At 70.0% G+C, this 25,307-nt stretch carries 21 protein-coding genes and 3 tRNA genes; 11 read left to right on the top strand and 13 right to left on the bottom strand.

All coding sequences use genetic code 11. The features are described 5' to 3' along the window. Positions 1 to 93 precede the first annotated feature (93 nt). The 3 genes from hrpA to ACQB60_RS42465 all read left to right on the top strand — a co-directional run bounded on the left by hrpA (position 94) and on the right by ACQB60_RS42465 (position 4,591). The gene (gene hrpA / locus ACQB60_RS42475) at positions 94 to 4,083 is read left to right on the top strand and encodes an ATP-dependent RNA helicase HrpA (protein ID WP_496931447.1); all 3,990 of its coding nucleotides are present in this window, start codon (positions 94 to 96) and stop codon (positions 4,081 to 4,083) included. A 117-nt stretch (positions 4,084 to 4,200) separates the two neighbouring features. Further along, positions 4,201 to 4,275: transfer RNA gene (locus tag ACQB60_RS42470), tRNA-Asp, on the top strand. A 127-nt stretch (positions 4,276 to 4,402) separates the two neighbouring features. Then, on the top strand, positions 4,403 to 4,591 hold the full coding sequence (locus ACQB60_RS42465) for a DUF6274 family protein (protein WP_384828876.1): 189 nt from the start codon (positions 4,403 to 4,405) through the stop codon (positions 4,589 to 4,591). Between the two features lie 548 nt (positions 4,592 to 5,139). Here ACQB60_RS42465 and bldC read toward each other — a convergent pair. Together bldC and ACQB60_RS42455 are read right to left on the bottom strand one after the other, a co-directional pair. Next, a complete protein-coding gene (gene bldC, locus ACQB60_RS42460) occupies positions 5,140 to 5,346 on the bottom strand; it encodes a developmental transcriptional regulator BldC (RefSeq protein WP_003949541.1) in 207 nt (68 codons plus the stop codon). Positions 5,347 to 5,884: 538 nt separating this feature from the next. Beyond that, entirely contained in the window at positions 5,885 to 6,760 is an 876-nt protein-coding gene (locus tag ACQB60_RS42455) for a DUF8083 family protein (RefSeq protein WP_496931446.1), read from the bottom strand. A 233-nt stretch (positions 6,761 to 6,993) separates the two neighbouring features. Here ACQB60_RS42455 and ACQB60_RS42450 point away from each other — a divergent pair, with 233 nt between their 5' ends. Both ACQB60_RS42450 and ACQB60_RS42445 read left to right on the top strand, forming a co-directional pair. Further along, positions 6,994 to 8,091, top strand: coding sequence for a Leu/Phe/Val dehydrogenase (locus ACQB60_RS42450; protein WP_496931445.1), 1,098 nt, complete (start codon positions 6,994 to 6,996; stop codon positions 8,089 to 8,091). A gap of 331 nt (positions 8,092 to 8,422) precedes the next feature. Next, a complete protein-coding gene (locus ACQB60_RS42445) occupies positions 8,423 to 8,680 on the top strand; it encodes a DUF3073 domain-containing protein (RefSeq protein ID WP_496931444.1) in 258 nt (85 codons plus the stop codon). A 113-nt stretch (positions 8,681 to 8,793) separates the two neighbouring features. Here ACQB60_RS42445 and purM read toward each other — a convergent pair whose 3' ends face one another. From purM to ACQB60_RS42430, 3 genes are all read right to left on the bottom strand, one after another. Beyond that, positions 8,794 to 9,867, bottom strand: a complete 1,074-nt coding sequence (gene purM / locus ACQB60_RS42440) for a phosphoribosylformylglycinamidine cyclo-ligase (RefSeq protein WP_496931443.1) — start codon at positions 9,865 to 9,867, stop codon at positions 8,794 to 8,796. Positions 9,868 to 9,903: 36 nt separating this feature from the next. Next, positions 9,904 to 11,430 (bottom strand): amidophosphoribosyltransferase, encoded by a 1,527-nt coding sequence (gene purF, locus ACQB60_RS42435; protein ID WP_496931442.1) that lies wholly within the window; start codon positions 11,428 to 11,430, stop codon positions 9,904 to 9,906. Between the two features lie 110 nt (positions 11,431 to 11,540). Next, positions 11,541 to 12,311, bottom strand: coding sequence for a hypothetical protein (locus ACQB60_RS42430; protein ID WP_496931441.1), 771 nt, complete (start codon positions 12,309 to 12,311; stop codon positions 11,541 to 11,543). 228 nt (positions 12,312 to 12,539) lie between these two features. Here ACQB60_RS42430 and ACQB60_RS42425 point away from each other — a divergent pair, with 228 nt between their 5' ends. Then, positions 12,540 to 13,976: a sulfatase family protein gene (locus ACQB60_RS42425; protein WP_496931440.1), complete on the top strand. Its 1,437-nt coding sequence runs from the start codon at positions 12,540 to 12,542 to the stop codon at positions 13,974 to 13,976. Positions 13,977 to 14,190: 214 nt separating this feature from the next. Further along, positions 14,191 to 15,549 (top strand): LPXTG cell wall anchor domain-containing protein, encoded by a 1,359-nt coding sequence (locus tag ACQB60_RS42420; RefSeq protein WP_496931439.1) that lies wholly within the window; start codon positions 14,191 to 14,193, stop codon positions 15,547 to 15,549. On the opposite strand, the gene ACQB60_RS42415 is transcribed toward ACQB60_RS42420, so the two are convergent. The 3 genes from ACQB60_RS42415 to ACQB60_RS42405 form a co-directional block, all read right to left on the bottom strand. Beyond that, on the bottom strand, positions 15,509 to 16,360 hold the full coding sequence (locus tag ACQB60_RS42415) for an META domain-containing protein (RefSeq protein ID WP_496931438.1): 852 nt from the start codon (positions 16,358 to 16,360) through the stop codon (positions 15,509 to 15,511). The two genes, ACQB60_RS42420 and ACQB60_RS42415, sit on opposite strands and share 41 nt — an antisense overlap. Positions 16,361 to 16,514: 154 nt before the next feature. Beyond that, positions 16,515 to 17,309: a maleylpyruvate isomerase family mycothiol-dependent enzyme gene (locus ACQB60_RS42410; protein WP_496931437.1), complete on the bottom strand. Its 795-nt coding sequence runs from the start codon at positions 17,307 to 17,309 to the stop codon at positions 16,515 to 16,517. A 10-nt stretch (positions 17,310 to 17,319) separates the two neighbouring features. Beyond that, positions 17,320 to 17,958, bottom strand: coding sequence for a TetR/AcrR family transcriptional regulator (locus tag ACQB60_RS42405; RefSeq protein WP_496931436.1), 639 nt, complete (start codon positions 17,956 to 17,958; stop codon positions 17,320 to 17,322). A 117-nt stretch (positions 17,959 to 18,075) separates the two neighbouring features. Between ACQB60_RS42405 and ACQB60_RS42400 the strand changes: the two genes are divergently transcribed. Then, positions 18,076 to 19,572, top strand: a complete 1,497-nt coding sequence (locus tag ACQB60_RS42400; RefSeq protein ID WP_496931435.1) for an MFS transporter — start codon at positions 18,076 to 18,078, stop codon at positions 19,570 to 19,572. On the opposite strand, the gene ACQB60_RS42395 is transcribed toward ACQB60_RS42400, so the two are convergent. The 5 genes from ACQB60_RS42395 to purS all read right to left on the bottom strand — a co-directional run bounded on the left by ACQB60_RS42395 (position 19,517) and on the right by purS (position 24,233). Beyond that, a complete protein-coding gene (locus tag ACQB60_RS42395; protein WP_496931434.1) occupies positions 19,517 to 20,377 on the bottom strand; it encodes a M23 family metallopeptidase in 861 nt (286 codons plus the stop codon). The two genes, ACQB60_RS42400 and ACQB60_RS42395, sit on opposite strands and share 56 nt — an antisense overlap. A gap of 26 nt (positions 20,378 to 20,403) precedes the next feature. Then, positions 20,404 to 20,910 carry an ArsR/SmtB family transcription factor gene (locus ACQB60_RS42390; RefSeq protein ID WP_496931433.1) on the bottom strand — a complete coding sequence of 169 codons (507 nt, stop codon included), beginning with the start codon at positions 20,908 to 20,910 and terminating at the stop codon, positions 20,404 to 20,406. A 97-nt stretch (positions 20,911 to 21,007) separates the two neighbouring features. Continuing rightward, a complete protein-coding gene (gene purL / locus ACQB60_RS42385; protein WP_496931432.1) occupies positions 21,008 to 23,287 on the bottom strand; it encodes a phosphoribosylformylglycinamidine synthase subunit PurL in 2,280 nt (759 codons plus the stop codon). Then, the gene (purQ, locus tag ACQB60_RS42380; protein WP_496931431.1) at positions 23,284 to 23,964 is read right to left on the bottom strand and encodes a phosphoribosylformylglycinamidine synthase subunit PurQ; all 681 of its coding nucleotides are present in this window, start codon (positions 23,962 to 23,964) and stop codon (positions 23,284 to 23,286) included. The genes purL and purQ overlap by 4 nt, the downstream gene beginning before the upstream one ends. Then, the gene (purS, locus tag ACQB60_RS42375) at positions 23,961 to 24,233 is read right to left on the bottom strand and encodes a phosphoribosylformylglycinamidine synthase subunit PurS (RefSeq protein ID WP_496931430.1); all 273 of its coding nucleotides are present in this window, start codon (positions 24,231 to 24,233) and stop codon (positions 23,961 to 23,963) included. Before purS ends, purQ begins: the two co-directional genes overlap by 4 nt. A gap of 356 nt (positions 24,234 to 24,589) precedes the next feature. Between purS and ACQB60_RS42370 the strand changes: the two genes are divergently transcribed. The 3 genes from ACQB60_RS42370 (at position 24,590) to ACQB60_RS42360 (ending at position 25,268) form a co-directional block, all read left to right on the top strand. Continuing rightward, positions 24,590 to 24,907 (top strand): histone-like nucleoid-structuring protein Lsr2, encoded by a 318-nt coding sequence (locus ACQB60_RS42370; RefSeq protein ID WP_384828908.1) that lies wholly within the window; start codon positions 24,590 to 24,592, stop codon positions 24,905 to 24,907. Positions 24,908 to 25,041: 134 nt separating this feature from the next. Then, positions 25,042 to 25,113 (top strand) — tRNA-Gly (locus ACQB60_RS42365). A gap of 79 nt (positions 25,114 to 25,192) precedes the next feature. Beyond that, a tRNA-Gly gene (locus ACQB60_RS42360) sits at positions 25,193 to 25,268 on the top strand. The last annotated feature ends 39 nt before the right edge of the window (positions 25,269 to 25,307 follow it).

Raw genomic sequence — 25,307 nt, 5'->3', positions numbered from 1 at the left:
CCTACCGGGTGAGGGGTGACACGGGGTGCGGCCGCCGGGCCCGGCCAAAAGCATTCGCCAGGCTTTTCCCCGAGGTGAGATCCTGGACCGCGTATGTCTACGCAGCCTGCCCTCACCTTCGACACCCTCGCCCCGCGCCTGGCCGAGCTCTCGCTGCGCGATGAGCACCGGCTCGGCCGCCGGCTCGAGGGTGCCCGCCGGATCCGCAAGCCCGAGGCCCGCGCAGCCGTCCTCGCCGAGATCGCGGCGGAGGTCGACAAGGGAGCGGCCAGGATGGCCGAGCGGGGCAGCCGCCTGCCCGCGATCACCTACCCGGAGCAGCTCCCGGTCAGCCAGAAGAAGGACGAGATCGCCGACGCGATCCGCGACCACCAGGTCGTGATCGTCGCCGGTGAGACGGGCTCCGGGAAGACGACGCAGATCCCGAAGATCTGCATGGAGCTCGGCCGGGGCGTGCGCGGCATGATCGGGCACACGCAGCCCCGCCGCATCGCCGCCCGCACGGTCGCCGAGCGCGTGGCCGACGAGCTGGACACGCCGCTGGGCGAGGCCGTCGGCTGGAAGGTCCGCTTCACCGACCAGGTCGGCGGCGACACGTACGTGAAGCTGATGACGGACGGCATCCTGCTGGCCGAGATCCAGACCGACCGCGAGCTGCGCGCGTACGACACGATCATCATCGACGAGGCCCACGAGCGCTCCCTCAACATCGACTTCCTGCTCGGCTACCTCGCCCAACTCCTGCCCAAGCGGCCGGACCTGAAGGTCGTCATCACCTCGGCGACCATCGACCCCGAGCGCTTCTCGCGGCACTTCGGGGACGCCCCGATCGTCGAGGTCAGCGGCCGTACGTATCCGGTGGAGGTGCGCTACCGCCCGCTCCTGGAGGAGGACAGCGAGGAGTCGGACCGCGACCAGATCACCGCGATCACCGACGCCGTCGAGGAGCTCCAGTCCGAGGGCAAGGGCGACATCCTCGTCTTCCTCTCCGGTGAGCGCGAGATCCGCGACACGGCGGACGCGCTGGAGAAGAAGAGATACAAGTTCACCGAAGTGCTGCCGCTCTACGCCCGGTTGAGCCATGCCGAGCAGCACCGGGTCTTCCAGCCGCACACCGGCCGCAGAATCGTCCTCGCGACGAACGTGGCGGAGACCTCCCTCACCGTCCCCGGCATCAAGTACGTGATCGACCCGGGCACCGCCCGCATCTCCCGCTACAGCCACCGCACGAAGGTGCAGCGCCTGCCCATCGAGGCGGTCAGCCAGGCCAGCGCCAACCAGCGCAAGGGCCGCTGCGGCCGTACGTCGGACGGCATCTGCATCCGCCTCTACTCCGAGGACGACTTCCTCTCCCGCCCGGAGTTCACGGACGCCGAGATCCTCCGTACGAACCTGGCCTCGGTCATCCTCCAGATGACCGCCGCGGGCCTCGGCGACATCGAGAAGTTCCCCTTCATCGACCCGCCGGACCACCGCAACATCCGCGACGGCGTCCAGCTCCTCCAGGAGCTCGGCGCGCTGGACCCGTCCCAGAAGGACCCCAAGAAGCGCCTCACCCAGCAGGGCCGCAAGCTCTCCCAGCTCCCCGTCGACCCGCGCCTGGCCCGCATGGTCCTGGAGGCCGACAAGAACGGCTGCGTACGGGAAGTCATGGTGATCGCCGCTGCGCTCTCCATCCAGGACCCGCGCGAGCGCCCGCAGGAGAAGCAGGCCCAGGCCGACCAGCAGCACGCCCGCTTCAAGGACGAGACGAGCGACTTCCTCGCCTTCCTCAACCTCTGGCGCTACCTCCGCGAGCAGCAGAAGGACCTCGGCTCCTCCGCGTTCCGCCGCATGTGCAAGCGGGAGTACCTGAACTATCTGCGGGTGCGCGAGTGGCAGGACATCTACACCCAACTCCGCACGGTCGCCAAGCAGATGGGCATCCACCTCAACGACGAGGACGCCCCCGAGCAGCACGTCCACATCTCCCTCCTGTCCGGCCTGCTCTCCCACATCGGGATGAAAGACGTGAAGGAGTCGAAGGAAAGCCGCGACAAGGACCCGAAGCAGCGCGGCGGCGGGCGCAACGAGTACGTGGGCGCGCGCAACGCGAAGTTCGCGATCTTCCCGGGCTCGGCGCTCTTCAAGAAGCCCCCGCGCTTCGTGATGTCGGCCGAGCTGGTCGAGACGTCCCGCCTGTGGGCCCGGGTCAACGCCCGCATCGAGCCCGAGTGGGTCGAGCCGCTCGCCCAGCACCTGCTCAAGCGCACCTACAGCGAGCCGCACTGGGAGAAGGACCAGGCCGCCGTCATGGCGATCGAGAAGGTCACCCTCTACGGCGTCCCGCTCGTCACCGACCGCAAGGTGAACTACGGCCGCATCGACCCCGAGGTCTCCCGCGACCTGTTCATCCGCAACGCGCTGGTCGAGGGCGACTGGCGCACCCACCACAAGTTCTTCGCGGACAACCGCCGCCTCCTCACCGAGGTCGAGGAGCTGGAGCACCGCGCCCGCCGCCGCGACATCCTCGTGGACGACGAGACGCTCTTCGACTTCTACGACCAGCGGGTCCCCGAACACGTCGTGTCCGGCGCCCACTTCGACTCCTGGTGGAAGAAGAAGCAGCGCGAGGAGCCGGAGCTGCTCGACTTCGAGCGGTCGATGCTCATCAACGAGAAGGCGGGGGACGTCAGCAAGTCCGACTACCCCGACTCCTGGCGCCAGGGCCCGCTCAAGTTCAAGGTGACGTACCAGTTCGAGCCGGGCGCGGACGCGGACGGCGTGACGGTCCACATCCCGCTCCAGGTCCTCAACCAGGTCACCGACGAGGGCTTCGACTGGCAGATCCCGGGCCTGCGCGAGGAGGTCGTGATCGAGCTGATCCGCTCCCTGCCCAAGCCGATCCGCCGCAACTACGTCCCGGCGCCCAACTTCGCCAGGGCGTTCCTGGACCGCGCGGTGCCGCTGCAGGAGCCCCTGCACGTGACGCTGGCCCGCGAGCTCCAGCAGATGGTCGGCGTCCCGGTGCACCCGGAGGACTTCGACCTGACCCGCGTCCCGGACCATCTCAAGATCACTTTCCGGATCACCGACGAGCGGCGCCGCAAGCTCGCGGAGGACAAGGACCTTCAGGCCCTGCAGCTCCAGCTGAAGCCGAAGGCCCGCCAGGCCCTCTCCAAGGCCGCCCAGGCGACCGCGGAGCGCTCCGGCGGCGAGTCCGTCGAGCGCAAGGGGCTCACCGACTGGACGATCGGCACCCTCTCGCGGGTCTTCGAGACCCGTCGCGCGGGCCAGCCGGTGAAGGCGTACCCGGCCCTCGTCGACGACGGCCCCCAGGCGGGCACCGTCTCCGTGCGCCTCTTCGACTCGGAGGCCGAGCAGCAGCAGGCGATGGTCAAGGGCACCCGCCGCCTCATCCTCCTCAACATCCCGGTGAACCCCGCCAAGTTCGCCTCGGACAAGCTCACCAACCAGCAGAAGCTGGCCCTGTCGGCGAATCCGCACGGCTCCATGCCGGCCCTCTTCGCCGACTGCGCCATGGCCGCCACCGACAAGCTGATCGCGGACTTCGGCGGCCCCGCCTGGGACGAGGAGTCGTACCGCAAGCTCTACGAGAAGGTGCGCGCGGAGATCGTCGACACGACGGTCCGCACGGTCGACCAGGTCCAGCAGGCCCTCGCCGCCTGGCAAGCCTGTGAGCGCCGCCTGAAGTCCACGAAGAGCCCCACGCTGCTCGCCAACCTCACGGACGTACGGGCGCAGCTGGACGCCCTCATCAAGCCCGGCTTCGTCACCGCGACGGGCCTGCGCCGCCTCCCGGACCTGATGCGCTACCTGGTCGCCGCCGACCGCCGCCTCCAGCAGATGCCGACGAACGTCCAGCGGGACACGACGCGCATGGAAAAGGTCCACGAGATGCAGGACGAGTACGCCTGGCTCCTGGAACAGCTGCCCCAGGGCCGCCCCGTCCCGCAGGAGGTCCTGGACATCCGGTGGATGCTGGAGGAGCTCCGCGTCAGCTACTTCGCGCACGCGCTCGGCACGGCGTACCCCGTCTCCGACAAGCGCATCGTGAAGGCGATCGACGCGGCGGCACCGTAACGAACCAACCACACAGGGTGAGTTCGACCGCCGGGCCTGCACTGCTGTACAGTCTCATCTCGCAGCGCAACGAAGGCAGAGTCCACTACCGACTCCGCCGGGGGCGCCGCAAAGCCTGGTCCTGTGGAGCAGTTTGGAGTGCTCGCCACCCTGTCAAGGTGGAGGCCGCGGGTTCAAATCCCGTCAGGACCGCAAGAAGAAGGGCCCGCACCGGATGGTGCGGGCCCTTCTCGTGTCTGCGCACGAACCTTGACGCCGTCACATTCGCCGGGTACCCCAGACAGCAAGGACCGTCGGACGCTCCACCAGGAGGCCGTACATGGCGACGCCCGTTCGGCACGAGACGCGCGCCCTGCTGCGCGCACACCTCTCCGCGGCCTCCGGCTACCGCCACCTCACCCGCCACTGCCCCATCTGCCACCGTCTGCTGCGCCTGGCCCTGGAGCCCCAGACCGGGCCCTGTGAGCCCATCGTGGGGAGCGGGGACGAAAGTCCCCCCAAGGCATGACCAAAGCCGACCCTGAGACCCCCTCCCGAGTGGGAGGCTGGGAGCCGGACCTCCTTGTACTCACGTCCGGACACCACCGCGCCCTCCTCTAGCGCAGGAATGTCCCACGCAACAAGGACCCCAGCATGTGACGGGTGTCACCGCTCGAGTTTTGGAAACCCCGGAACTTACACCCTCCCTACAACGAGTCAATTTAATATGTGCAATTGCACCACCCTCACGGGCGGCCCACAGAGTTACCCGGCGTCACTCCGGACGGCGCCCCGAGCCCTCCCCGACGGACTTCCAACAGGGCCCCTCAGAGCCGAACAGGCCCACTCACCAGCACCTCCCCCGCGCTGACGGGGCACACAAAAAAGATCGCGCTGGACCCGGCGGAGTCCAGCGCGATCGACGACGCACCCATGAGGTTCAGGCGTGGGCCCCCGTTGGGGCGGGAACCCTCGTCGTGTGTAGCTCTATGTCGGACGTACGGCCAGGTTGGGGGACCCGGCAGTGGTCATGCTCTTCGCCCGATTTGTGCTTTTGTGCCGTGTTTCGGCTGCTGTTCAGGCCTCGCTGCGCTGCTGCGGGATGCCCGCAAGAAGCGCGCGGACCTCAGCCTCGCGGTAACGGCGGTGTCCGCCGAGCGTACGAATCGACGTGAGCTTGCCAGCCTTGGCCCAGCGCGTGACCGTCTTGGGGTCGACGCGGAACATCGTGGCGACCTCAGCCGGGGTCAGCAGCGGCTCGGCATCAGGGGTGCGAGCGGTCATGAGCGGCCTCCTCGGGAGAACCGAACCTTCTCGGTTCATTCCTCTAAATTCTGCACCTTGACCCGCGTTGCCCGAAATGGCGGACGCGAGTCGAGTCGGTTATAGGACGAACGGCTTGTCCTCGGCACTACAACTACACCATCCGTCCAGCCGCGTCGGCCAAACCGATGGAATTGCCCTCCCAGGTGTCCATCAGCGACGGAAGCCGATGGACCATGCCATAGCGGACAGTCACGCCACAGTGACGATCAGTCACAGAGCGATCAGGAGTCAACAGACCCCCCATAGCGTGCAATGCTGAGCAATCCGGCCTTAGTTGGACGGAAGGAGCCCTCCCCGGGCTCCTTGTCCTATTTTGGCACGAGGAGGGGCGATGGACGCAAGGGCGAAGTAAGTGCGGTCCGTCACGCTTGACACAAAGGCCCGGATCGGGACGTAGGTCCTCGCGGGCGTAAGCGATAACTTATGTGGTGCCCCCGACAACTATGCGACCGCCCCCCGGCTTGTGGGCCGTCTCAGGGCGGGGGCGCGGCCGTGATCAGTTGGAGAACTGCCGGTCCCGGACCGCCCGCCAGCGCTCCACGAGCCTCGCATACGCCTCGCCGGCGACCTCTCCGTCGCCGTTGCGCAGCGCCTCGATGCCCTCGGCCACATCCGCCGCCGAGTGGTCCTCGTCCAGGTCCGCCACCGGCAGCGCGTGCACCAGGCCGCCGTAGTCCAGCTCGACGAGCGAGCGCGGGTGGAACTCCTCCAGCCAGCGGCCGACGTCGACCAGGCCGTCGATGAGCGGCCCCTCGTCCATCGCCTCCCGCAGTGCCTTGAGCCCGCGGGCGACCCGGCGCCGCGCCTGCACCATCGGGGTGCGATAGCGAAGGACCGGCAGCCGGTCCACGGCGGGGTCCTCGCCCTCGCCCTCGGCGCCCGCCGTCCCCTTCTCGAAGTGGCGCTCCTCCTCCGAGACGAGCACGAACCAGTTCAGCGGGATCTGCCACGTCGAGGTGCGGATCCAGGGGCGGGCGTCGGGGTTGCGGGTCAGCCACTGCTCGTAGTCCGCGGTGGCCTGGCGGCGCACCACCGGCGGCAGCACCGCGTCGAGCACCGGCGCCGGCAGCTGCTCGGCCAGGTCGCCCAGGGCCTGCCAGCCGCGCAGCCGGGTGCGCCAGGGGCAGACGCACAGCACGCCGTCGACCTCCAGGACGAAGGCGTCGCTGCTCTCGTGCACCGGCACCGGGATCGGCGGTGTGGGCAGCAAGTCGGCCAGGGACTCGCGCAGTTCGTCCTGGCACGAGGGGAGGTCCGGGCGGCGGGCATAGCGGGCCCAGTGGCCGCGCTCCGGCTCCGGGAAGGCCGCTAGGGGCTCGTACACCCGCAAGTAGGACGCGTACGGGACGATCAACGACGACACCTTGGGCACGGCTGCTCCCTCCCCCGCGTACCGGCTGGAAAACACTGCACAGCGTGCCATGGCCGAACTGCGCCGCCCCCGCCCGTGCTCCGGCCCGAACTCCCGCTCGTACTCCGGGAGGGGGTGATCCTCGGCACTGCGCGGCCGATGCCCGGCCGCAGGCTCTAGTCTCATGCCCAACGGGGCCCGCCACCCGCACGGGAGCCCGCTCAACTGCCGCTACTTACCTGGGAGTCACCACAGTGACCGATGTAACCGGCGCACCCGCTGATGTCCTGCACACCCTGTTCCACTCGGACCAGGGCGGCCATGAGCAAGTCGTGCTGTGCCAGGACCGCGCCAGCGGTCTGAAGGCCGTCATCGCCCTCCACTCCACCGCCCTCGGCCCCGCCCTCGGCGGCACCCGCTTCTACCCGTACGCGAACGAGGAGGCGGCCGTCGCCGACGCGCTGAACCTCGCCCGCGGGATGTCGTACAAGAACGCGATGGCCGGGCTCGGCCACGGCGGGGGCAAGGCCGTCATCATCGGCGACCCCGAGCGCCACAAGACCGAGCAACTCCTGCTCGCCTACGGGCGCTTCGTGGCCTCGCTCGGCGGGCGGTACGTGACGGCGTGCGACGTCGGCACCTATGTCGCGGACATGGACGTCGTAGCCCGCGAGTGCCGCTGGACGACGGGGCGCTCGCCGGAGAACGGTGGCGCGGGCGACTCCTCCGTGCTCACCGCGTACGGCGTCTTCCAGGGCATGCGCGCCTCGGCCCAGCACCTGTGGGGCGACCCGACGCTGCGCGGCCGCAAGGTCGCCGTCGCGGGCGTCGGCAAGGTCGGCCACCACCTGGTGGACCACCTCATGGAGGACGGCGCGGAGGTCGTGGTCACCGATGTGCGCGCGGAGTCCGTGCGCCGGGTCGTCGAGCGGCACGCGGGCCGGGTCACGGCCGTCGCCGACACCGAGGCGCTCATCCGCACCGAGGGCCTCGACATCTACGCCCCCTGCGCCCTCGGCGGCGCCCTCGACGACGACTCCGTGCCCGCCCTCACCGCCAAGGTGGTCTGCGGCGCCGCCAACAACCAGCTCGCGCACCCCGGCGTCGAGAAGGACCTCGCCGACCGCGGCATCCTCTACGCGCCGGACTACGTGGTGAACGCGGGCGGCGTGATCCAGGTCGCGGACGAGCTGAACGGCTTCGACTTCGACCGGTGCAAGGCGAAGGCCGCGAAGATCTTCGACACCACGCTTTCGATCTTCGCTCGCGCAAAGGAAGACGGGATTCCGCCCGCCGCGGCGTCCGACAGGATCGCCGAGCAGAAGATGGCGGAGGCGCGCGGCAGCCACTGACCGGCCCCCGGCCGAAGGCCCGCCGACGCACAGCCGAGTGACGTCCGGGAGGCGTCCGGGACACCCCTGGGACGCCTCTGGGAGACAAGACTCACGCCCGTCGGCGGGTCGCCCGCCAAGAAGAGGTTAAAATCGCAGCTGACCAGCGAGGACAGGGCGCCTCGCGGGTCCTGCGCTCACGCGCGTCCTGCGGGCGACGTACCGTATGGCCGCAGGAGCAGGTACCGTGGAAGCCCTACAGACCGGTCTCTCCGCGGAGAGCCCGTTCTAGATCATGAACGCGTGTCAAGACTCTGGGGCCATGAAGCCCCGATACCGAGGGGGTCGAGCCATGGGGCGCGGCCGGGCCAAGGCCAAGCAGACAAAGGTCGCCCGCCAGCTGAAGTACAACAGCGGCGGGACTGACCTGTCGCGTCTGGCCAACGAGCTGGGCGCTTCGACTTCGCAACAGCCGCCGAATGGCGAGCCGTTCGAGGACGAGGACGAGGAAGACGACCCGTACGCGCAGTACGCGGATCTCTACAACGACGACGAGGACGATGACGGCTCGGACGAGTCCGGTCCTTCGTCTCAGCGCCGCGGCGCTTGACCGCGTAGCACTCGCAGCACATTCGCAGTTCTCGAACTTCTCGTAGCGACTGCACCTCACCCGGTCCGGGGTGGTGACACCGACGGACCGGGTTTTGTGCTGCCTGGCGGCGCCTACTTGAGGTAGTCACCCGTGAGCTCAGCGCCCGTGGTGTGCGTGCCGCGGTCCATGATCTCGCCGGCGACCCAGGAGTCCACGCCGCGGTCGGCGAGGGTCGTGAGGGCCACGTCCACCGACTCCTCGGGGACGATCGCGATCATGCCCACGCCCATGTTCAGGGTCTTCTCCAGCTCCAGGCGCTCGACCTGGCCGGCCTTGCCGACGAGGTCGAAGACCGCGCCCGGGGTCCAGGTGGAGCGGTCGACCGTGGCGTGCAGGCCGTCCGGGATCACCCGGGCCAGGTTGGCCGCGAGGCCGCCGCCCGTGATGTGGCTGAAGGCGTGCACCTCGGCGGTGCGGGTCAGGGCCAGGCAGTCCAGCGAGTAGATCTTGGTCGGCTCCAGGAGCTCTTCGCCGAGGGTGCGGCCGAACTCCTCGACCTGCTGGTCCAGGGTCATGTGCGCGCGGTCGAAGACCACGTGCCGGACCAGCGAATACCCGTTGGAGTGAAGGCCGGACGACGCCATCGCGATCACCGCGTCACCCTTACGGATACGATCCGCGCCCAGCAGCCTGTCGGCCTCCACGGCGCCGGTGCCTGCGCCCGCGACGTCGAAGTCGTCCGGGCCGAGCAGGCCCGGGTGCTCGGCGGTCTCGCCGCCGACGAGGGAGCAGCCCGCGAGGACGCAGCCCTCGGCGATGCCCTTCACGATGGCGGCGACGCGCTCGGGGTGGACCTTGCCGACACAGATGTAGTCGGTCATGAAGAGCGGCTCGGCGCCGCAGACGACGATGTCGTCCATGACCATCGCGACGAGGTCGTGGCCGATGGTGTCGTAGACGCCGAGCTGGCGGGCCAGGTCGACCTTCGTGCCGACGCCGTCGGTGGCGGAGGCGAGCAGGGGGCGCTCGAAGCGCTTGAGCGCGGAGGCGTCGAAGAGGCCGGCGAAGCCGCCGAGGCCGCCGAGGCCCGCGACCTCGGGGCGCTGGGTCTTCTTGACCCACTCCTTCATCAGCTCGACGGCGCGGTCGCCCGCTTCGATGTCTACGCCTGCCGCTGCGTAGCTGGCACCAGTGGTCTCAGACATAAGGGGTGAGAGCTTTCGTGTCGTTACTACGTGGGCTTACGGGCGACGGATCGCGTCGGCCGCTGCCGTGGCGGCGGGGCCCGCCGCCAGCTCCGTCTCCAGGAGCTGCTTGCCGAGCAGCTCGGGGTCGGGAAGATCCATCGGGTACTCGCCGTCGAAGCAGGCGCGGCAGAGGTTCGGCTTGTCGATGGTGGTGGCCTCGATCATGCCGTCGATGGAGATGTACGAGAGCGAGTCGGCGCCGAGCGAGGTGCCGATCTCCTCGATGGTCATGCCGTTGGCGATCAGCTCCGCGCGGGTGGCGAAGTCGATGCCGAAGAAGCAGGGCCACTTCACGGGGGGCGAGGAGATCCGGATGTGGACCTCGGCCGCGCCCGCCTCGCGGAGCATCTTCACCAGGGCGCGCTGGGTGTTGCCGCGGACGATCGAGTCGTCGACGACCACCAGGCGCTTGCCCTTGATGACTTCCTTGAGGGGGTTCAGCTTGAGGCGGATGCCGAGCTGGCGGATGGTCTGCGAGGGCTGGATGAAGGTCCGGCCGACGTAGGCGTTCTTCACGAGTCCGGCGCCGAAGGGGATGCCGGACGCCTCCGCGTAACCGATCGCGGCGGGGGTGCCGGATTCGGGCGTCGCTATGACGAGGTCGGCCTCGACGGGGGCCTCGGCGGCGAGCTTGCGGCCCATCTCCACGCGCGAGAGGTAGACGTTCCGGCCCGCGATGTCGGTGTCCGGGCGGGCCAGGTACACATACTCGAAGACACAGCCCTTGGGCTTCGCTTCTGCGAATCGAGAGGTGCGCAGGCCGTTCTCGTCGATGGCGACGAACTCGCCCGGCTCGATCTCGCGGACGAAGCTGGCGCCGCAGATGTCGAGGGCGGCGGACTCGGAGGCGACGACCCAGCCGCGCTCCAGGCGGCCGAGGACCAGCGGGCGGATGCCCTGCGGATCGCGGGCCGCGTACAGCGTGTGCTCGTCCATGAAGACGAGGGAGAAGGCGCCCTGCACGTCCGGGAGGACCTTGGCGGCGGCGTCCTCTATGGTCAGCGGCTTGCCGTCGTCGTCGGTCTGGCCCGCGAGCAGCGCGGTGACCAGGTCCGTGTCGTTGGTCGCGGCGACCTGGGTCGCGCGGCCGTTCTCCTTCGGCAGGTCGGCGACCAGCTCGGCGAGCTGGGCCGTGTTGACCAGGTTTCCGTTGTGCCCGAGCGCGATGGAGCCGTGCGCGGTGGCGCGGAACGTCGGCTGGGCGTTCTCCCACACGGAGGCTCCGGTGGTCGAGTAGCGGGCGTGACCGACCGCGATATGACCTTGGAGGGAACCGAGGGAGGTCTCGTCGAAGACCTGGGACACGAGGCCCATGTCCTTGAAGACGAGGATCTGGGAGCCGTTGCTGACCGCGATTCCCGCGGATTCCTGGCCCCGATGCTGGAGGGCGTAGAGCCCGAAGTACGTGAGCTTTGCGACCTCTTCGCCCGGAGCCCAGACACCGAAGACGCCACAAGCGTCCTGGGGGCCTTTCTCGCCGGGGAGCAGATCGTGATTGAGTCGACCGTCACCACGTGGCACGGCACCGAGTGTAGGCGAGATCGACCACTGGTCCGAATTGGGGATACGGGGTTTGTACGGAGCGTTAGCCCCGGCCCGGTGGGGCCGGGGCCGCGGCGGTCACCCGGTGATCACTTCAGGCCGAGCAGGCCGCCGAGGATGACGCCCAGGTCGAGACCCGTGTTGACCTCGGTGTTCACGTTCAGGCCCAGGTCGAGCTTGAGGTCCGCGTCCGCCTGCAGGGACAGGTCGGTGTTGGCGGTGAGCAGCGCCGAGCCCGCGGCGAGGACGTCCACCCCGAGGTCCGCGTTGATCTTCGCGGCGACGTCGGCGTCGACCTTGACGTCGCTGGTGAGCGAGACGGAGTTGGCCGCGGTGTCGACGGTCTTCTTGTCGAGGGCGGGCCGCGCGAACGTGCCGAGCCTCACCTGTGCCTCGCCCTTCGCGCCGTGCAGGGACGCGAGGAGGGTGCCGGTGGACAGGTCGGCCGAGAGGTTGGAGACGGTGACGGCCGTCTTCGTCTTCGTGTTCACCAGGCCGAGGCAGGTGTCCGCGAGGGCCAGCTTGCCGCCGACCTTGGCGTCCAGGGCGGCCACGGCGCCGGACTTCACGCCGACGCTGAGCGCGGTGACGGGCGGCACGTAGGGCTTGCCGTCGGGGGCCTTGGGGACCTTGCAGTCGTTGGTGAGCTGGGTGAGGACGACGCCCTTGGCCTTGAGCCCGTCGAGCAGCGAGGCGTCGAGAGTGAGCTTCACGAAGCCGCCGTCGACGGGGACGTCCTTCTTGGCGCCGGCGGGCTTCGGGGGCGGGTCGGCGGGGGCGGCGGCCCAGGCCGTGGCGGGGGCGGCGAGGCCGAGGGTGAGGACGGTGGCGGTGGCGAGGGCGGTGCGCGCTATACGCATGGTGTGGCTCCTTGCTGGTCGGTCGTGCGGGGTTTGTGTACGTACAGTCAGCTCACGCCACGCTCCGTGTCCGCGCGATTTCAAGGGGTTCTTCTGGAGTACGACAGCGCTGTGAACAGGCACGACAGCCCTGTGAACAGGTGGGGCTCCGCGTTGACGCGTGGCTGAGGGGACGGTGAGGCTCCTGGGGCCGGCACCCCCTGATCGCCCTTCTTCCTGGAGCTCGCTGTGTCCCCGTACGAGAAGAAGCTGTCCCGGCGCGCCTTCGGCGGGGCCGTCGGTGCCACTGCCGCGGCCGCCGCCGTGGGTGTGCCCGGTGCCGCGGCCGCCGAGAACGCGCACGCCACCGCTGCCGAGCGGCCCTTCCGGGCTGACACCCGGTCCCGGTCCCGGCGGCCCAACATCCTGTTCATCCTCGGGGACGACCTCGGCTGGGCCGATCTCTCCTCGTACGGGTCACCGCACATCAAGACCCCGAACCTGGACCGGCTCGCACGCCAGGGCGTGCGGTTCACCGACGCCTACGCGGGCTCCGCGACCTGCTCCCCGACCCGGTTCAGCCTGTACACGGGGCGCTTCCCGGGGCGTACGGAGGGCGGGCTCGCCGAGCCGATCGCGGACAGGTCGGCGGGGCTCGACCCGAACCACCCGACGCTCGCCTCGCTGCTGCGCGACGCCGGGTACGCGACCGCGCTCATCGGCAAGTGGCACTGCGGCTACCTCCCGGACCACTCCCCCACCAAGTCGGGCTGGGACGAGTTCTTCGGGAACTTCGGCGGAGCCCTGGAGTACTACTCGAAGCTGGGGCTCGGCGGCGAGTACGACCTGTACGAGGGGGATGTCAGGGAAGGCGACGCCGAGTACAAGGACCTGCGGTACTACACCCGGATCCTGACCGAGCGGGCCGGCGACTACGTGCGGCGCGACCACGGGGGCAAGCCGTGGCTGCTGAACCTCAACTTCACCACCCCGCACTGGCCGTGGATCGCGGACGGCGACGAGGAGGAGAGCGCCGAGGTCGTGCGCCGGGTCAAGGCGGGCCAGAAGGGCGCGCTGTGGCACCAGGACGGCGGCTCGGTCGAGAAGTACACGGAGATGGTCCAGGACCTGGACCGGTCGATCGGGAAGGTGCTGCGGGCGCTGAAGCAGTCGGGGCAGGAGCAGGACACCCTCGTCTTCTTCGCCTCCGACAACGGCGGTGAGCGGTTCTCGTACAACTGGCCGCTGTCCGGCAACAAGAGCTCGCTCCAGGAGGGCGGGATACGGGTGCCCACCCTCGTGCGGTGGCCCGCGCGGATCGACGGCGGGCAGGTCAGCCACGAGCCGGTCTTCACACCGGACTGGACGGCGACGCTGCTGGAGGTCGGCGGGGCGCGGCCGCACCCCGCGTATCCGCTCGACGGGACCAGCCTCGCCGGGTATCTGCTGCGGGGCGAGGAGCTCGCCGAGCGGGAGCTGTTCTGGCGGGTGCGCGGGGAGCGGGCGCTGCGGCGCGGCCAGTGGAAGTACTACCGGGGCAAGGGCGGCAAGGACCAGCTGTTCGACCTGGGCGCCGACCGGCGGGAGCAGGCCGACCGGGCGGTGGACGAGCCGAAGCTGCTCGGTGAGCTGAAGGCGGCCTGGGAGAAGACGGACGAGGGGCTGCTGCCGTATCCGGCGGCCTGACCTGGCCGCGGGCGCCCGGACCGGCTGGCTGACCGCGGGCGTCCGACCGGCTCTGGCCGCGGGGGCGCCCGGAGCGGCTGTCTGAAGGGAGTCTTAAGCGGGCCCTAACGGCCGTTGTGGAGGGCTTTCGGGCGGCGCGGTGATCGATAACGTGCCTCGGGCGCGCGTCAGTTGGCCCTCGCCACCTCGCCCCCCCGCCCCGGAAGGCTCCCCCATGAAGTTGTCCCGTGCCGCCCTGATACCCCTGGCCTGTTCGGCCGCCCTCGCGGCCTCCACCGCCCAGGCGACCGCCGCCGACCGGCCCGAGCGCCGGGTCCAGGTCGCGATGGTGAACTTCACGGACAGCCGGATCCCGGACGCCACGAAGCTCGAAGGCGCCCTGAAGCAGAACTACTTCGGCAAGAGCGAGTCCCTGACCTCGTACTACAACGAGGTCACCAATGGGGCGACCACCTTCAAGGCGGCCGACGGCGACGGCGTGACCGGCCCCGTCACCATCGACCTCGCGGCCACGGGCTGCGACACCGGCAAGATCAACGAGCTGACGCGGAAGGCGCTCGCCGAGGAAGGCGTGGCGGAGTCCGACTACGACCACCTGTCGATCGTCTACCCGTCCGAGAAGGCGGGCTGCGACTGGCTGGCGCTCGGCACGGTCGGCGGCGGCACCACGTGGATGCCGGTCGGCGCCGACGGCAAGATGTCGATGACCGCCCTGGTCCACGAGTTCGGGCACAACTTCGGCTACAGCCACCACATGCGTCTTCGCTGCCCCGAGGGGGACCTCGGCAAGGGCTGCAAAGAGGACGGGACCAGCCACAAGACCCCGATGGGAGGCGGCGGTTGGGAGGCCGGGCTCACCTCTCCCGAGCTGATCCACAACAAGTGGCTGACCGGCGGGCAGCTCGCGAACGTCGCCAAGTCCGGTACGTACACGCTGCGTCCGCTCTACGGCAGCGGGGGCGGGGTGCGGGCGCTCGACATCCCGCTGGGCGAGGACCGGCTCGTCGTCGAGCTGCGGCACAAGTCGGGCACCGTCGACGGCGAGATCCAGGGCGTGCACGCCTACCGGGTGCCCGCCAAGGACTACACCAAGTCGGCGCTCCTCGACCCGACGCCCGACGCCGACGAGACCACCGGCTCCGACGCCGCCGCCGACGCGGACGCCCTGAAGGCGGGCGCGAAGCTCACCGACACGGCGCGCGAGGTCGAGGTCAAGGTCGTGAGGTCGGGGGCCACGTCGGCGACGGTGGCCGTGAGCCTGGACGGGGTGGCGGCGCCCAAGGAGGCCGCACCCGCACCCAAGGAGGCCGCACCCGCGCCCAGTGAGGCCGGGTCCACCAAGGCCGCACCCACCAAGGCCGCGCCCACGGACGGCGACGCCAACGACACCCGCCCCGAAGGGGGTTCGTCACAGCTCGCCGAGACCGGGGCCGACTCCTCCACCACGCTCCCGTACGCCTTCGGCGGCGCGCTGCTGCTCGCTGCGGGCGGCGCCTTCGTGCTGAAGTCCCGCAACCGCCGTACGGCGAGGGCTACTTCCGGTGCTGACCGGACGGGGCGGCATTCGCGCTGACCACCGTGCCGTCCTTGGCGGTCAGCGTCAGGGAGCGGTGCTTCAGCTCGTAGCGGGCCGTGCCGTCGAAGAGCTTCAAGAGCTTGCGCTCGGTCTGCATCGCGGCGCCCGGGCACATCTTCCGGGTGGTCGCGGGCGGGCCGAGGGCGATGCGGCCGTCGCGCGGCTTCGCCTTGGCCGTTACCTCGTTGCAGCCGAGGTTGCCGCGGACCTTGCCGTCCTTGCCGAAGGTGAGCCGGACCTTCCCGGTCACGTCCTTCGGCAGGGACGTCGCCGTCCTGCCGTCGCCGACGGCGGTCACGGTCCACTGGGTGCCGACGAGCGGGGAGCCGGGCTCGGACGAGAGCCGCACGCGGTCGCCCTTGGCGGTGGTGAGCGTCAGCCGGTCGCCGTCGACCTTGGCCTTGATCTTGCTCTGGACGCCGAGCGCCTTGCTGAGGGTCTCCTCGAACCGCATCGGGACCTTGTCGCAGCCCATGTCGGTCATCCGGGTCTGCGAGAAGTCGATGGCGTCGCCGTGGATCTTCACGTCGGCGCCCATGCTGTTGCAGCCGTAGTTGCCTTCGGCCTGCCCCTTCTCCGTGAACTCGACGAAGGCGCCTGCCGGGGCGTGCCGGGTGGTGCCGCCGACCGTGACGCTGTCGACGTTCCAGTGGACGCCGGTGAGCGGGAGCTCGGTGTCGACGGAACGGCCGCCGCGGTCGTCCGAACGGTCCGCACCACCGCTGCCGGACTGCGTACCGCAGGCGGTGAGCAGCAGCCCGGCGGCGGCCAGGGCGGTGAGGGCTGGGGTGACACGGTGCTTCTGCATGTCGGTGTGACGGGGCGAGGGGGGAATCCGGTTCCACCAGGCCGGTCGCCCCCGCCGATACGTCAGTTGAGCCCCGCCGGTACGTCAGTTGAGCCCCGCCGATATATCAGCCGAGCCCCGCCGATACGTCGGCCGGGCCCCGCCGAGCCCCGCCTCAGCTCATGACCGGAAGCAGCGCCCCGAGGTCCGCCCGCTCCCCGCTCGCCCGCACCGTCCCCGCGTCCAGCTCCGCCCGCCACCCGGTCCGCCCGGTCGCGAGCCGGATCCAGGTCAGGGGGTCCGTCTCGACCACGTTGGGCGGGGTGCCGCGGGTGTGCCGCAGGCCCTCGACGCACTGCACCACGGCGTACGGCGGGACGCGCACCTCGGTGGAGCCGCCGGGGGCCTTCACCGCGAGGGCGTCGGCGAGCAGGCGGGTGCAGGCGGCGACGGCCTGCCGCTCGTAGGGGACGTCGAGGCCCGGCACCGCGGCGTTCAAGTCGTCGGTGTGCACGACGAGTTCGACGGTACGGGTGACCATGAAGTCCCCGAGCGTCATGGCGCCGAACCGGGAGGGCACGAGGCGGCCGTCCGGGGCGGCGGGCAGGGCCTCCTCGATGCGGGCGAGCGTCGTCGCGAAGAGCTCGTCGAGCCCGGCGCCCGCCACCAGCTCGCGCACGTCCTCGTCGACCTGGGCGGCGGCGGACCGGGTCGCGAACGGCCAGTCCATCAGCGGGACTTCGTGCTTCGAGGGCTCGGGGGTGTCCAGGTAGCGCACGACCGAGCCGAGCACCATCGACAGGTGCGCGGCCAGCTCGCGCACGGTCCAGTCCCCGAGCCGCGTGGGCCGGTCGAGCTGCTCGGGCGTGAGGGTCGCGACCGCGTCGCGCACCTGCCGGAACTGGGCGAGGACCGCGGGGCGGATCTTGGCGGAGTCGTACGAGCGCGTGCGCTTCTTGGCCGGTGGCATGGGTCCGAGACTAAAGCTTCGCCGCGTACCCCTTCAGGCCCTTTTCCACCAGGTCGAAGGCGCGCCCCGCATACGTCGCGGCATCCTCGGCGACCTGGTCGAGCGGGTCGCCGGCGAGGGTGCGGCGCTGGTTCTCCATGATGACCGCGTTGCGGGCGCCGAGGAGCTGGCCCGCGGCGACGCGCGCGAGCAGCGGGTCGCCGGTGTCCTCCGCGAGGGCCTCGGTGAGGAGCTGGAGTCCGCGCAGCTGGAAGATGAGCAGCCGGTGGCTCAACGCCGGTGTCTCGCTGATGAGTTGGCGCAGCTTGACGGCGAGCGCGCTGTCGCTGAGCCCGACCGAGGCGTCGCGCGCGGCGATCTGCTCCATGAACTGGCGGCGCACCGCGTCGACGGCCGGCTCCCCCTGCCGCCGCTCGCGCACCGCGCGGGCCGGGTCGCCGACGTGCTCCTCCATCGGCGCGACGAGGATGTCCTCCTTGGTCCCGAAGTAGTTGAAGACGGTCATCTTCGACACCTCGGCGGCCTCGGCGATCTCCGCGACGGACACCTTGTCGTAGCCGCGCTCGACGAAGAGCTGCAGCGCGGACCGCCGGATCCGCAGCGCCGTCTGCTTCTTCTTGCGCTCGCGCAGCCCCATCTCCTCTGCCATGCCGTCACTGTACCAGGATGAATTTTTGCCTGAGCAGAAATATTGACCCGATATATATTTCTGGGCATGGTGGTGCCACCGACCGAGAGAAGGACCGAGAGGAAAAGGGGGGAACCCATGACCGAAGGCCAGCGCAAAGCGGGCTTCGTCATCTGCCTGGCGACGATCGTCCTGGCCGTGCTCGACCTGCAGATCGTGTCGTCGGCCAGCGTCCCGATCGTCCACGACCTGGACCCGCGACACGGCATCGCCGCGATCCCGTGGCTGGTCAGCGCCTACGCGCTGGCGAGCGCCGCGATGCTCCCGCTGTACGGCAGGCTCTGCGACGTGTTCGGCGCCCAGCGCGTCTTCACCGGCGCGGTCGCGGTCTTCCTGCTCGGCTCCGCGCTCTGCGGCGCCGCCCAGTCGATGGGGCAGCTGATCGCGGCCCGCGCGGTGCAGGGGCTCGGGGGCGGCGGCCTGATGAGCGTCACGATGGTGGTGCTCGCCCACCTCAAGGGGCCCGGGGAGCAGGGCGAGGGCAAGGGCGGCAGCTTCGGCGGGATCGTCGCGGGCGGCGGCATGGCGCTCGGGCCCTGGCTCGGCGGCTTCCTCTCCGACCACGCGAGCTGGCGCTGGATCTTCTACGTCAACCTGCCGATCGGCGTCGTGGTCCTGGCCGCCTCCGCCTTCGTCCTGAAGCTGCCCGAGCACCCCGTGCGGCGCGCCGTCGACTACCTCGGCGCCACGCTCGCGGCGGCCTTCTCCACCTGCCTGCTGCTGATCGCGGACTGGGGCGGCAAGGACTACGCCTGGTCCTCACCGGTCGTGCTGGGGCTCGTCGCGGGCGGGGCGGCGGCGCTCGCCCTGTTCCTGTGGCGGCAGGCGAAGGCCGCCGAACCCGTCCTGCCCCTCTCCATGTTCCGCATCCCGCAGCTGCGCCGGGGTTTCGCGATCCAGGGGCTGCAGGGCGCCGCGATGATGTGCGTCATCTACTACGCGCTGCTCTACCTCCAGGTGGCACGCGGCATCTCCAGCTCGGCGGCCGGGCTCTACCTGATCCCGATGGCGGCCGGCATGACGGCGGTCGGGCTGGTCTCGGGACGCCTCGCCGAACGCGGCTGGTCCGCGCGGACGTTCACCGTCAGCGGCACGCTCACCTCGGCGCTCGCCTTCGGGCTGCTCGCCACGATCGGGCCGGACACCTCGCTGTGGCTGGTCCGGGGCGGGCTGCTGCTCGCGGGCATCGGCTTCGGCCAACTCATCGGGCAGCTCGTCCAGTTGGTGCAGGACGCGGCGCCGCGCCACCAGCTGGGGGTCGCCACGACGGGCATCCGCTTCTTCCAGACCCTGGGCAACGCGCTGGGCAGCGCCGTCTTCGGCACGCTGCTGCTGCGGCTGTACGCGGCGGACGGTCCCGGTGGCGAGGTCAGCGCCATCGCCGGGCTCACGGGAGGCCCGCACGGCGAGGCGGTGCGGGCCTTCGTCTCCGCGACGGACGTGGTGTTCCTGTGCGGGGCGGGGGTGATGGTGCTCGGGACGCTGCTGGCGCTGCGGCTCCCCGGCTCCCGCCACCCGGTCAGCGCGCCGGAACCTCCGGCTGAGGTGCGGCCCCAGCCCGCTCTCCGGCCGTGAACACCTCCTTGTTCGCGGGCACCCCGACCCCCCGCCACCGGAACGGCACCCCGCGCGCCGTGTCCAGGTCCGGGCCGTCCATGAGCTGGAAGTGGACGTGCGGCTCGGTGGAGTTGCCGGAGTTCCCGCACTCCGCGAGCTCCTGGCCGGCGAGGACCTTGTCGCCCGCGCGGACCTTGAGGGAGCCCTGGCGGACGTGGGCGTACATGGCGTACGTGCCCTCGCCCAGGTCGAGCACGATGTGGTTGCCGACGATGCGGCGCGTGCCGCTGACGCTGCGGACGATGCCCTCGACCAGCCAGAAGTACAGCACCCCGGCCAGGGAACTGCGGCTGAAGTGGTCGCGCTGGCCGTCCTCCGCGTGCACGACGGTGGCGTCGGCCCCCGCGCGCAGCGGCGCCCCGAAGGCCGGGTAGTCACGGGGGTGCCGGGCGACGGGCCAGAACCAGACGGGGGCGGGGCGGGCGGGGCCCTCGGCGGGCTCGGCCGTGATGTCGATGGCGTAGGTCTGGCCGAACTGGTGGGTGCCGTGGCTGGGCACCTTGGTGGCCGGGCTGTTGAGGGCGGACCAGCGGCCGGTGACCGGGGCCTCGACCTCGACCGGCGCCGGGGGCTCCGCCGCGATCTGCTGCCGGGTGGACCGCGAGGTCGCGAGGGCGAGGGCGATCGCGCCGAGCAGGGGCAGCCAGCTCACCCAGTAGTTGTACGGCAGGTCCACGAACCGCTGGACGACGAACTGGACGAAGAAGACCAGCCACAGCACGCGCTGGGCCACGGCGGCGATCTTGCGTTGGCGTACGGACATGAAGTTCCCCCTCGTACGGAATGCGATCAGGTCACCGGTCGGGCGGCGGTCAGCACGACCAGCAGCGGCACCACTCGGCCCGCCGGAACCTCATAGCGGCCCCGCCCCGGCGTGTGCAGCCAGCCCGCGCCGGTCAGTTGGCGCAGGTGGTGGTAGATCTGGCCGGTCGTCCCGACGTCCTCCAGGGAGGCCAGCTCGGCGGCCGTGCGCCTGCCGTCGAGGATCTCCTTCAACAGCCGCAGCCGTACGGGGTTCCCGAGCGCGGCGAAGGACTCGGCCACCTCGGACCAGTCGCCCTCGAACACCGTCTCGGTGAGCAGTCCGTACTGCCACTCGTACCGGTGCCCCGTCGGCACGCGCACCGCTCCGGTGAACAGGACGGCGCCGTCCGCGTCGTCGGACACCGGGTGGCGCGCCTTCAGCGCGTCGAGGGCCCAGAAGTCGCCCTCGCCGACGGGGGGCGCGGCCTCGTCCTCGGACTCCAGGGCCGCCACGCGCCGTTCGAGCTCGGCGACCCGCTCTTCCAGATCCATGACTGCGAGATTACGTAATTACGTAATCCCGCGCAACCCATGAACGACGAAGCCCCCGCCCGGACCAGGTCCGAACGGGGGCTCCCGAGAAGGCGGATCAGGCGAGCAGGCCCGGGATCGTCTCCTCGTGCGCCGTCCGCAGCTCGCTCAGCGACAGCACGAACTCGCCCTGCACGTCCACCACTGCATCTGCATCAGACTCTGCATCAGACACAGAGCCGTCGACGACGCCGATGCGCGCGACCGGCAGGCCCCGTGCCCCGCACATGTCGGTGAAGCGGAGCTCCTCGCTGCGCGGCACCGAGACGACCGCGCGCCCGGCCGACTCGCTGAACAGGAAGGTGAAGGCGTCAAGGCCGTCCGGCACGACGAGCCGCGCGCCCTTCCCGCCGCGCAGGCAGGACTCCACGACCGCCTGCACCAGGCCGCCGTCCGAGAGGTCGTGCGCCGCGTCGATCATGCCGTCGCGCGAGGCGGAGATCAGGATCTCGCCGAGCAGCCGCTCCCGCTCCAGGTCGACCTGGGGCGGCAGGCCACCGAGGTGGTCGTGGACGACCTGGGACCAGGCCGAGCCGCCGAACTCCTCCCGGGTGTCGCCGAGGAGGTAGAGGAGCTGGCCCTCTTCCGTGAAGGCGACGGGCGTGCGGCGCGTGACGTCGTCGATGACGCCGAGCACGGCCACGACCGGGGTCGGGTGGATCGCGGTGTCGCCGGTCTGGTTGTACAGCGAGACATTGCCGCCGGTGACGGGGGTGCCCAACTCCAGGCAGGCGTCCGCCAGTCCACGGGTCGCCTCGGCGAACTGCCACATCACCGCCGGGTCCTCGGGCGAGCCGAAGTTCAGGCAGTCCGAGACGGCGAGCGGCTTGGCGCCGGTCGTCGCCACGTTCCGGTACGCCTCCGCGAGGGCCAGCTGCGCACCCGCGTACGGGTCGAGCTTCGCGTACCGGCCGTTGCCGTCGGTGGCCATCGCGACGCCGAGGTTGGACACCTCGTCGATGCGGACCATGCCCGCGTCCTCGGGCTGCGCGAGCACCGTGTTGCCCTGCACGAAGCGGTCGTACTGGTCGGTGATCCACGCCTTGGACGCCTGGTTCGGGGACGCCACGACCTTCAGGACCTGCTCGCGCAGCTCCTCCGAAGTCGCGGGCCGCGGCAGCTTGCCCGCGTCGTCCGCCTGCAGTGCGTCCTGCCACTGCGGACGCTCGTACGGGCGGTGGTAGACCGGGCCCTCGTGGGCGACCGTGCGCGGCGGGACGTCCACGATCTGCTCGCCGTGCCAGAAGATCTCCAGGCGCTCGCCCTCGGTGACCTCACCGATGACGGTGGCGATGACGTCCCACTTCTCGCAGATCTCCATGAAGCGGTCCACGTGCTGCGGCTCGACCACCGCGCACATGCGTTCCTGCGACTCGCTCATGAGGATCTCCTCGGGCGAGAGGGAGGAGTCGCGCAGCGGGACGGTGTCGAGCTCGACGCGCATGCCGCCGGAGCCGGCCGACGCCAACTCGCTGGTCGCACAGGAGAGTCCGGCGCCACCCAGGTCCTGGATGCCCGCGACGAGCTTCTCCTTGAAGATCTCCAGGGTGCACTCGATGAGGAGCTTCTCCTGGAAGGGGTCGCCGACCTGGACGGCGGGCCGCTTGGCCGGACCGGTCGACTCGAAGGTCTCGCTCGCCAGCACCGAGACACCGCCGATGCCGTCGCCGCCGGTCCTGGCCCCGTACAGGATGACCTTGTTGCCGGGGCCCGACGCCTGCGCGAGGTGGATGTCCTCGTGCTTCATGACGCCGATGCAGCCGGCGTTGACCAGCGGGTTGCCCTGGTAGCAGGAGTCGAAGACGACCTCGCCGCCGATGTTGGGCAGCCCCAGGCAGTTGCCGTAGCCGCCGATGCCGGCGACGACGCCCGGCAACACCCGCTTGGTGTCCGGGTGTTCGGCGGCACCGAAGCGCAGCGGGTCCACGACGGCGACCGGGCGCGCGCCCATCGCGAGGATGTCGCGGACGATGCCGCCGACGCCGGTGGCCGCGCCCTGGTAGGGCTCGATGTACGAGGGGTGGTTGTGCGACTCGACCTTGAAGGTGACCGCGTAGCCCTGGCCGACGTCCACGACACCGGCGTTCTCACCGATGCCCACCAGCATGGCGTCGCTCTCGGGAGCCTTCTCGCCGAACTGCTTCAGATGGACCTTGCTGCTCTTGTACGAGCAGTGCTCGCTCCACATGACGGAGTACATGGCGAGTTCGGCGCCGGTGGGGCGGCGGCCGAGGATCTCCCTGATCCGGGTGTACTCGTCCTCCTTGAGGCCGAGCTCCTTCCAGGGCTGGGCGGACTCGGGGGTCTCGGCGGCGTGCTTGACGGTGTCGAGAGTCATGCGCTGACCAGCTTCTTGAGGATCGAGGTGAAGAATCCGAGGCCGTCCGTTCGACCGGTGCCGACCAGCGGCTCGACCGCGTGCTCGGGGTGCGGCATCAGCCCGACGACGTTGCCCGCCTCGTTCGTGATGCCCGCGATGTCCCGCAGCGAGCCGTTCGGATTCATGTCCAAGTACCGGAAGGCGACGCGGCCTTCGGCCTCCAGCATGTCGAGGGTGCGCTCATCGGCGACGTACCGGCCGTCGATGTTCTTGAGCGGGATGGAGATCTCCTGCCCCGCCTCGTAGTCGGCGGTCCAGGCGGTCCTGTCCGTCTCGACCCGCAGCTTCTGGTCGCGGCAGATGAAGTGCAGGTGGTTGTTGCGCAGCATCGCGCCGGGCAGCAGGTGCGTCTCGGTCAGAACCTGGAAGCCGTTGCAGATCCCGAGGACCGGCATGCCGCCCCTGGCCTGCTCGATGACCGACTCCATGACGGGCGAAAAGCGCGAAATGGCCCCGGCCCGCAGATAGTCGCCGTACGAGAATCCACCGGGCAGCACCACGGCGTCGACCTGCTTGAGGTCCTTGTCGCGGTGCCACAGCGGCACGGCCTCGGCACCGGCGACCCGGACGGCCCGCTGGGTGTCGCGGTCGTCGAGCGTTCCGGGAAAAGTGACGACTCCGATTCGAGCAGTCACTTCTCGCCCCCGGCGGCCTCTTCAAGCTCTTCGACCTTTACGACGAAGTCTTCGATCACCGTGTTGGCGAGGAAGGTCTCCGCCATCTCATGGATACGGGCGAGCGCGGCGTCGTCCACCGGCCCGTCCACTTCCAGTTCGAAGCGCTTTCCCTGACGTACGTCGGAGATGCCCTGGAATCCGAGGCGCGGCAGCGCACGCTGCACCGCCTGTCCCTGGGGGTCGAGGATCTCCGGCTTGAGCATGACGTCGACTACGACGCGTGCCACTGGCACTCCCGGTGTGTGGTCCTTGCGATGTGCTGCTTGCGGTGCGCTGAGCAGGTTCCTTCAGACTACCGGCACAAAATTTCTACTCGCGTAGATTCGTAGCAACCTACGTGACCGCCATCACGTTCGGACACCCATCAAGGCGTCGAACACGACACCTTCACGGAAAACACTTGGAAAAAATCGCCCCACCGCATTGCCCTCGGACACGCGGGCAGATTAAGTCGGGCTTCACAATGCAATGCCGGGCCCTGTACAAAGGAATTGGCTTTAGCCGATACTTTGCCCCAAAACAGCCGGACAGTCGGCATCAGCGCACGTCAACGCGGGGATGCCGCACGAAGGGACCGATATTCGTGGCGCAGCGTGTCGTGATCACTCTCTTTGACGACATCGACGGCGGGGAAGCGGCGGAAACAATCGCCTTCGGACTTGACGGCAAGTCGTACGAGATCGACCTCAACCAAACCAATGCCAAGAAACTGCGCAAGAGCCTGGCGCCCTACCTCGAGGCCGCCCGCAAGCAGTCGAAGTCGGGCAAGACCTTCCGCCGCACCGCGGTGAGCCCCGACCCGGCGGCGGTGCGCGCCTGGGCCCGCTCCAACCAGATGGAGGTCCCGCCCCGCGGCCGCATCCCGAAGCGGATCTACGAAGCCTTCGAAGCGGCCAACTGACCCGGCCCCGCCCACCGCGGGCCGGACTCCGACAGCGGGCTCCAGCAGCCGACTTGCATTGCACCCCCGCTGGTCAGCTAGAGTCTGGAGCACGCCGAGGGGCGAGGCCGAAAGGCCAAACCTCACGGAGTCGTGCGGGTGTAGTTCAGTAGTAGAACATCCCCCTTCCAGGGGGAAGGCGCAGTGTGCAATTCCTGTCACCCGCTCCGCACCGCCGACCGACCACCCTCCGGGGTGCGGTAGGCTGGTGGACGCACCGATCGGTGAAAGCCGGTCGGAGGCAATGCGAACGTAGCTCAGTTGGTAGAGCGCAACCTTGCCAAGGTTGAGGTCGCGAGTTCGAACCTCGTCGTTCGCTCCACATAGAAGGCCCCGGTCCACTGGACCGGGGCCTTCGACG

The sequence above is a fragment of the Streptomyces odontotermitis genome (assembly GCF_050510915.1).
Taxonomy (GTDB): Bacteria; Actinomycetota; Actinomycetes; order Streptomycetales; family Streptomycetaceae; genus Streptomyces.
Note: the sequence above shows the minus strand (reverse complement) of the source record. Positions and strands in the feature narration are given on the sequence as shown.